The organism is Mesorhizobium sp. M7A.F.Ca.CA.002.09.1.1 (genome assembly GCF_003998555.1).
Lineage (GTDB): Bacteria > Pseudomonadota > Alphaproteobacteria > Rhizobiales > Rhizobiaceae > Mesorhizobium > Mesorhizobium ciceri.
The window spans coordinates 1-8,121 of the sequence record NZ_RZRR01000157.1 but is presented as its reverse complement, the minus strand read 5'-3'; the positions used below and the strand labels follow the sequence as shown (position 1 = coordinate 8,121).

Annotated in this window: 5 protein-coding genes and 1 pseudogene; 3 read left to right on the top strand and 3 right to left on the bottom strand. The window is 63.5% G+C overall.

Annotated features, from left to right (window positions below):
• The 3 genes from EN994_RS09725 to EN994_RS09715 form a co-directional block, all read right to left on the bottom strand.
• On the bottom strand, positions 1 to 2,947 hold a 2,947-nt coding region (locus tag EN994_RS09725; RefSeq protein WP_164745852.1), incomplete at its 3' end, for an efflux RND transporter permease subunit.
• A complete protein-coding gene (locus EN994_RS09720; protein ID WP_063170332.1) occupies positions 2,944 to 4,104 on the bottom strand; it encodes an efflux RND transporter periplasmic adaptor subunit in 1,161 nt (386 codons plus the stop codon). The genes EN994_RS09725 and EN994_RS09720, both read right to left, overlap by 4 nt.
• A gap of 193 nt (positions 4,105 to 4,297) precedes the next feature.
• Positions 4,298 to 5,125 (bottom strand): MurR/RpiR family transcriptional regulator, encoded by an 828-nt coding sequence (locus tag EN994_RS09715; RefSeq protein WP_063168963.1) that lies wholly within the window; start codon positions 5,123 to 5,125, stop codon positions 4,298 to 4,300.
• Positions 5,126 to 5,269: 144 nt separating this feature from the next.
• On the opposite strand from EN994_RS09715, the gene EN994_RS09710 reads away from it, so the two are divergent.
• From EN994_RS09710 to EN994_RS09700, 3 genes and pseudogenes are all read left to right on the top strand, one after another.
• Positions 5,270 to 6,088, top strand: a complete 819-nt coding sequence (locus EN994_RS09710) for an N-formylglutamate amidohydrolase (protein WP_024502760.1) — start codon at positions 5,270 to 5,272, stop codon at positions 6,086 to 6,088.
• 44 nt (positions 6,089 to 6,132) lie between these two features.
• Complete coding sequence (locus tag EN994_RS09705) at positions 6,133 to 7,689, top strand: amino acid permease (protein WP_013529681.1); 1,557 nt, start codon at positions 6,133 to 6,135, stop codon at positions 7,687 to 7,689.
• Positions 7,690 to 7,776: 87 nt separating this feature from the next.
• Positions 7,777 to 8,121 (top strand): annotated as a pseudogene (locus EN994_RS09700) (glutamine synthetase); the annotation flags it as partial.

Genomic DNA, 8,121 nt, shown 5'->3' with positions numbered 1-8,121 from the left:
CCTCGGCACCGGCGCCGCTCGCCAGCACCAGCGGCAAGCCGCCGAGCACGGTGCAGATCATCGTCATCATCACCGGCCGCACGCGGATGATCGAGGCCTGCTCGATCGCTTCGCGCACGCCAAGCCCGCGATCGCGCAGCTGGTTGGCGAATTCGACGATCAGGATGCCGTTCTTGGCCATGACGCCAACCAAAAGCACCAGGCCGATCTGGCTGTAGGCGTTGAGACTGGTGCCCGAGAGCAGAAGCGCGAAAATCGCGCAGGCCAGTCCGAGCGGCACCGTCGCCATGATGATGACGGCACTGACGAAACTTTCGAACTGGGCGGCCAGCACCAAAAGGATGATGACCAGCGCGAAGCCGAAAATGGTGATCATGGCGCTGTTGGTTTCGCCCAGCGTCGCCGCCTCGGCCAGAGGCAGGATGCGGCTGCCCGCAGGCAGCAGCGGCGTGGCGATCTCCTCGGCGCGGGTGAGCGCGTCGCCAAGCGCGAAGTCGCCACTGAGGTTGGAGGTGATGGCCACCGAGGGCTGCTGCTGTTCGCGCGACAGCGATGGCGGTACGGCACGTTCGGTCAGCGTGGCGATGGTCGACATCGGCACGAAACGTCCGTCTGCCGTCTTCAGGAAGATGTTTTCCAGATCGGTCGGATCGTTGATCGGATTGGTGGTCGAGACCAGCTTCACGCCGTAGCTGCGGTCGGCAATGTAGACGTCGACGACATCGTTGCCGTCGAGCATGGCCTGCAAGGTGTTGGCCAGTCCCGATATGTCGATGCCGAGGTCGGAGGCGCGCTCGCGGTCGATGGCCACGGCGAGCTGCGGTTGCGTCGGGTCGATCGACAGGCGCGGTGTCTGGAAGCGCGCGTCCTTCTGCATCTCGGCGATGATCTTCACGGCTGCGTCGCCGAGCGCCTTGCGGTCGTTGCCGACCAGCGCGAACTGCAGGCCGTTGCCGGCGCCACGGATGCCGAGGCTGTTGGGCTGTACCGGGAAGATGCGCACGCTCGGCACCTGCCTGGTCAACTGGCTGATCTCGGCCATGATCTCCTGCTGGCTGCGGCTGCGCTCGTTCCACGGCGCCAACGTCATCACCATGAAGCCGGAATTGTAGGAGCCGTTCTGGCCGGCATTCTCGAAGGTCGAGCGGATCTCGCCGGAATCGCGCATCGGCTGGATCAGTCTCTCGATCTTCTGCATCTGCTGCGTCGTATAGTCGAGGCTGACGCCTTGCGGGGCGCTGATGCGCAGAAGCACGGCGGCGCGGTCCTCGGTCGGCGTCAGCTCCTGGCGGATGGTGCCGAACAGCGTGAAGGCGGTGCCGGCAAACAGCACCGCGACCAGAAGCACGATCCATGGCGCGTCGAGGCAGGCGTGTAGGCCGCGCTTGTAGGCCGTATTGAGCGCGCCGCCGATGCGGGCGCCGATGCCATGGCCCCCTTCGTGGTGGAGCGATGCGCTGGTCAGCATGCGCGAGGCGAGCATCGGGCACAGCGTCAGCGCCACAACGCAGGACAATAGCACCGACATGGCAAGCACGAAGCCGAATTCGCGGAACAGGCCGCCGGTCTGGCCGGGCAGGAACGAAATCGGCACGAAGACGGCGACCAGCGTCAAGGTGGTGGCAATGACGGCGAAAAACACTTCCTGCGCGCCAAGCACGGCGGCGGCGCGGGGCCCCATGCCTTCATTGCGTCGTCGCACGATGTTTTCGAGCACGACGATGGCGTCGTCGACGACCAGTCCCGTCGCCAGCACCAGAGCGAGCAGGGTCAGGATGTTGACCGAGAAGCCGGCCAGATAGATGGCAGCGATGGTGCCGATCATGGCGACCGGCATCGACAGGCCGGGGATCAGCGTCGCGCGCCAGTCGAGGAGAAACACATAGATGACGATCAGCACCATGGTCACGGACAGGCCGAGTGCGATCTCGACCTCGTGCACCGCGCCCTTGACGAAGACGGCGTCGTCGCTGGTGATCTTGATCGACATGCCCTTGGGCAGGTTTTCCTGCAGCTTGGCGACGGCGGACTGGACGCCGGTCGAGATGTCCAGCGTGTTCGATTCCGCCTGGCGGATGATGCCGATGCCGATGCCGGTCTTGCCATCCGAGCGCAGCGTGGTCTGGCCGACGTCGGGACCGAGCGTGACGGTGGCGACGTCGCGGATGCGCGTCGTGCCGCTGACAATGATGTTTTCGAACTCTTCCGGCGTGGGCACGTCGGCAGTCGTGCGGACGATCAGGTCCTGGTTGGTCGTGGTGATCGAACCGGCAGGGGAATCGAAAGCGACCGAGGCAAGGGCGGCCCTGAGATCGGCAACCGTGAAGCCGAGGCTGGCCAGCTTGTTCTGGTCGACATCGATGCGAAAGATCTTGTCGCGGTCGCCATAGACCTGGACGTCGGCAACGCCGGGCACGGCGGCAAGCTCGTCCTCGATCTGGTCCTGGACCACCACGGTCATGTCCTGGATCGACATGTTGTCCGAGGTCACCGCCAGTCGCATCACCGCGTCGGAATTGGCGTCGGCCTTGACGATGCGCGGCGGATCGGCGGTGTCGGGCATCTGATTGGCGACGCGGCCGACAGCATCACGCACGTCCGAGGCGGCGACATTCAGATCGACGCCGTCGTTGAACTCGATGGTGACGCGGCTCGAGCCGAACGAGGAAGACGACGAGATCGACTTGACGCCTGAGACGCGGGCGACGGCGCCCTCGATCGTGTCGGTCAGTTCGCGGTCGACGGTCTCGGCCGCCGCGCCCTCGAAGGTGGTGGAAACAGTGACGACCGCGCGGTCGACATCAGGCAGTTCGCGGATCTCGACGCCGTAGAAAGCGGCCAGGCCGGCGACCGCAATCAGTGTGTTGAGCACGAAGGCCATGACCGGCCTGCGGATGAACAGGGCGGTGAAGCCGGTCTCGCTGGCGGTGTTGATGGTTCCGGTCATGAGCCTGCGGCGGCGTCCGCGGCGCGCTGCTCTTCGCCGGCAAGGCGAACCGCGCCGCCCTCGCTGACGCTCTGGGTGCCTTCTGTGACCACCATGTCGCCATTGTCGATCTCGGCGTCGATCAGCACGGTCTCGGTGTTGCGCTGGATGATGCGCACCGGGACCCGCCTGGCCTTGCCATCCTCGATCTGCCAGACATAGGCGCCGTCCGACCCCCACAGGATCGCCAGCGGGCTGACGGCCGGATAGGTTTGCCCCGGAAATTTCATGGTGATGCCGAACGACATGCCGGCGCGCAGCGAATCGGCCGGGTTGGCGATCTTGGCCTTGACCAGCAGCGTGCGACTCTTTTCATCGATGTGGTTGTCGATGGCCGAAACGGTGCCGCTATAGGCGTTGCTGGGATTGGCGATCGGCGTCGCCGTCAATTGCGCACCGACCTTGACGGCGGCGGCGAAGCGCTCGGGTACCAGGAAATCGACCAGGATCGAGGACCGGTCGTCGAGCGTGGCGATGGCCGACTGGTTGGTGACGTAATTGCCGGCCGAGATCGGCAGGATGCCGACGGTGCCGGCGATCGGCGCCAGGATCGACCGGCGCTGCAGTGCAAGTTCCGCGTCCTGAAGCGCCAGCTTGGCGCCCGCCAGCACCACCTCGGCATCAGCCACGGCTACCGGGGTCGCGGCATTGGAGGCACGCAGCGACTTAACGCGGTCGAGCTTGGACTGAGCGTCCTGCAAGGCGAGCTTGGCACGGTCCTGAGAGATCACTTCGGTCTCGGAATCGAGGGTGGCGAGGATCTGTCCCTTCTCGACATGGCTGCCGGATTCGACCAGCAGTTCGGCGAGGCGGCCGGAGCTGTAAGGATTGACGGTCACCGAGGCGTTGGCACGGCCGGTGCCGATCGCCTGCAGGCGGTCGTTGATAACAGCCGAAGTGGCCGCCAAGGCGACCACGTTCACCCGCTGGTTGCCGTTGCGGCCGTTTGCCTGCCTCGCGTTGGCGGCACCGGTTTCAGCCGGGGGCGTTGCCGCGTAAGCCCAGTCGATGCCCCAACGTGCCAGCACGTCCGGTGCGCCGGGATAAAAGCGCAGCCAGGCGGCTGCCGCCACCACCAGCACCACGAGTGCAAAAAGTATCTGTTTCCAGGCGGCCATCAGCACTCCGGTTGGTAAAACAATCCTTCCGTCTACCGGTTTCCCGAAATGAAGCAGACGCAGCGAGGCTATTGTAAGGCAAAGAAGCCGTCTCGATATCGCGTCTTTATGACAATTCTCCGGGGGCTGCGCACATTAAATATATGTAACGTTTGAGAAAATATGCGTAACGCTTCGGATCATCGCATATGCACTAACGCAGACTTTCCATCTCGCGAATGCGTTTGGCGCCTTCTGCTTCCAGTTGCCTGGTGACGGCGCCGATCAGCGTTTCGGCGACGACGAAAAGGGCCGCCGATGAATCCCATGCCGACGGCACTGCGGTTCGTCCGGCGATGACATGGCGAGCAAGGCGGGCGATCGGCGACAGCCACTGGTCGGTGAACAGTACGATCTGCACGCCACGCTGATGCGCCTTCTCGGCGAAGCGGAGGAGGCTGTCCTGGTAGCGCCTGATGTCGAAGATGACCAGCACGTCGCGCTTGCCCATGTCGATCAGCCGGTCACGCCACATGCTTTCCTGCCCGGCGAGGTGAAAGACATCCGGCTGGATGATGGCGAGGTGGGCGGCCATGTAGCGCGCCAGCGGATCGGTGAAGCGGCCGCCGATCAGGAAGGTCTTGCCGCGCCGGTCCGCCAGCCGGGCGGCGATGTCGGCAAGCTGCTTGTCGGACAGGTGCCTGAATGTCTCGCGCATATTGTCGAGCGTCGCTTCCAGCATCGGCGACACGGTCCCGCCGCCGGGCGAGGGCGGATTGAGCGTCCTTGTCGCCGGCGATTGCAGTTGCGCCGCCAGTTCGTCCTGCAGGCTCGACTGGAACTCCGGATAGTTCTGAAAGCCCAACCGGGCGACGAAACGCAGGATTGTCGGCGAGGAAACGCCGGCTGCGGCCGAGAATTCAGCGACCGTTTTCAAGCCGATCATCGGGTAGAAGGCAATCAGTGTCTGGGCCGCGCGCCGTTCGCTGGCCGGCATCGTGCCGACGCGGTCGGCGATCAGTTCGGCAATGTTGGAAATCATCTTTTCCCCACCCTTGGCTCGGTCGATGGTCTTTTCCGAAATCGCATTTGACAAAGCCGGACAAACTGTATGAAATCATCCACAGGGACGCAATGAGGCAAAATACGTAACATACGATACAGCGCTCCCCGGGGACGGCAGAGTATGGAGAAAGCACGGCCCGCCAGCCTTGCATCGTCTGATACCGTAAGGGTGACGAACCCCGGCGGATCAAGCCCTTTCGTGCTGACCTGCGATCACGCCTCGAACTTCCTGCCCGCCGAATTCGGCACGCTCGGCCTTGCTGTCGAGGACCTGTCGCGCCACATCGCCTGGGATCCCGGCGCGCTGCCGGTTGCCCGCCGCATGGCGCAGGCGCTCGACGCGACGCTCGTCGAAACCCGCATTTCGCGCCTTGTCATCGACTGCAACCGGCCGCTTGACGCGCCCGACCTGGTGCCGCCGGTCAGTGAGACAACGGCCATACCGGGCAATGCCGGCCTGTCGGAAAGTGAGCGTGCCGCGCGTGTCGCGCTTTCGTGGCGCCCTTTCCACGATACGATTGCGGATATCATCAGCCACAGGCTGTCACACGGTCAGGAAACGCGGCTGGTTTCGGTCCATTCCTTCACGCCGGTATACAAGGGCCGCAACCGGCCCTGGCATATCGGCATCATCCATGACGAGGATCGCCGGCTGGCGGCGCCGCTGATATCGGCGCTGAAGCGGCTTTCCGGTGTCACCGTCGGGGTCAACGAGCCGTATTCACCTGATGACCGCGTCTATTTCACGCTGGAACGGCATGCGCGCTCGCGCGGACTGCCCTGCGCGATGATCGAAATCCGCAATGACGAAATCGCCGGCGAGACCGGGCAGCGGAAATGGGCGGATCTGCTCACGGGCATTTTTTCGGATCTGGAGCCAGAGGAGGCCGGACACACCAGATCGCATTCAGTCGGAAAGTCAGTTCAATCGGCTAGCTAGGGCGGGATCTCATCCCGACCCGAAAACCAACAGGGGACACTAAAATGGCAGCACCGGGTTATACTGAAGTTGACAAGGCGGAGGACGTAAAGCACCTCCACAGCATGGGCTATGCCCAGGAATTGGAGCGGCGCCTCAGTCGCTTTTCGAACTTCGCCGTTTCCTTCTCCATCATCTGCATCCTGTCGGGCGGCATCAATTCGCTGGCCCAGGCCACCTCCGGCGCCGGCGGCATCGGCATCGGCATCGGCTGGCTGGTCGGCTGCTTCGTTTCGCTGACCTTTGCGGTCGCCATGTCGCAGATCAGCTCGGCCTATCCGACGGCCGGCGGCCTCTATCACTGGGGTTCGATCCTCGGCAACCGCGGCACCGGCTGGGTCACCGCATGGCTCAATCTGCTCGGCCTGATCACCGTGCTCGGCGCCATCAATGTCGGCACCTGGACGTTTTTCATCGGCGCTTTCGGCCCGACGCTCGGAATCGAAGGCACGCTGACAAACCAGATGATCTTTCTGATCATCATCACCGGCGCGCAGGCGCTGATCAACCATCTCGGCATCAAGCTGACGGCGAAGCTGACCGATTTCTCGGGCTATCTCATCTTCTTCGGCTCGATCCTGATCGCCATCGTCTGCCTGGCTTCCGCTGAGACCTGGGATTTCAGCCGTCTCTTCACCTTCAAGAACTATTCCGGGGACGCAGGCGCCGGCGTGTGGCCATCCGTCTCGAATGCCTGGGTGTTCGCGCTCGGACTGTTGCTGCCGATCTACACGATCACCGGTTATGACGCTTCCGCGCACACCTCGGAGGAAACCATCAAGGCGGCTTCTTCCGTGCCGCGCGCCATGGTCATGTCGGTGATCTGGTCGGCCGTTTTCGGCTATCTGTTCCTGGCCGCCTTCGTGCTGATGATCCCGAACATGGACGATGCCGCCAAGCAGGGCTGGAACGTGTTCTTCTGGGCCTTCGACCAGCGTGTAAGCCCCGGCATCAAGGAGTTCGTCTACCTCGTCGTGTTCGTCGCGCAGCTGCTGTGCGGCCTTGCCACGGTGACGTCTGCCTCGCGCATGATCTTCGCCTTCTCGCGTGACGGCGGCCTGCCGGGTTCGGCGGCACTCGCCAAGGTCAGCCCGACCTACCGCACGCCGGTGGCGGCGATCTGGACGGCTTCGATCCTGTCGGTGCTGTTCGTCTGGGGTTCGACGCTGGTTTCGGTCGCAGGCACTTCGGCCTACACCATCGTGGTTTCCTGCACCGTCATCTTCCTGTTCCTCTCCTTCACCGTGCCGATCGTGCTCGGCATGCTCGCCTGGGGCACGCCGAAGTGGGACAAGATGGGTCCCTGGAACATGGGGCGCGGCGTGTTCATGCTGTTCGCCTTCCTGTCGATCGTCTCAATGATCCTGATCTTCATCATCGGCATCCAGCCGCCGAACGATTGGGCGCTCTACATCACCGTCGGCTTCTTCATCCTGACGGCAGTCGTCTGGTTCGGCTTCGAGAAGCGCCGCTTCCAGGGGCCGCCGCTCGGCGACATCATTGCGGCGCGTCAGGCGGCCATCAAGGCGGCCGAACAGGCAGTCGGCGAAACCGGCCACTGACCTCCACCATCATGGCCATGGCCGGCATCGTGCCGGCCATGGTTTCGTTCAACTCATTCAAAGCCCAAGCGCTGGAGTGCCAAAGGAATGGCCGGAAATTTCTCGTTCGATCAGTTGAAGAAAGCGGTCTCCAGCGGTGAGATCGACACCGTGCTGGCCTGCATCGTCGACATGCAGGGACGGCTGGCGGGAAAACGCTTCCTGGCGCAGTACTTCGTCGATTCCGCGCATGACGAAACGCATGGATGCAATTATCTGCTGGCCGCCGACATCGATATGGAGCCGGTGCCGGGTTACAAGGCGGCGAGTTGGTCGAAGGGCTATGGCGATTTCGTCATGAAGCCGGATCTCGCCACGCTGCGGCGCATTCCCTGGCTGGAAAAGACCGCGCTCGTGATCTGCGACGTGCTCGACCACCACACGCATGACGAC

What these genes read in the sequence shown, in the direction of transcription:
- EN994_RS09720 (WP_063170332.1), bottom strand. Translation starts at nt 4,104, where the DNA reads ATGGCCGCCTGGAAACAGATACTTTTTGCACTCGTGGTGCTGGTGGTG.
- EN994_RS09715 (WP_063168963.1), bottom strand. Translation starts at nt 5,125, where the DNA reads ATGATTTCCAACATTGCCGAACTGATCGCCGACCGCGTCGGCACGATG.
- EN994_RS09710 (WP_024502760.1), top strand. Translation starts at nt 5,270, where the DNA reads ATGGAGAAAGCACGGCCCGCCAGCCTTGCATCGTCTGATACCGTAAGG.
- EN994_RS09705 (WP_013529681.1), top strand. Translation starts at nt 6,133, where the DNA reads ATGGCAGCACCGGGTTATACTGAAGTTGACAAGGCGGAGGACGTAAAG.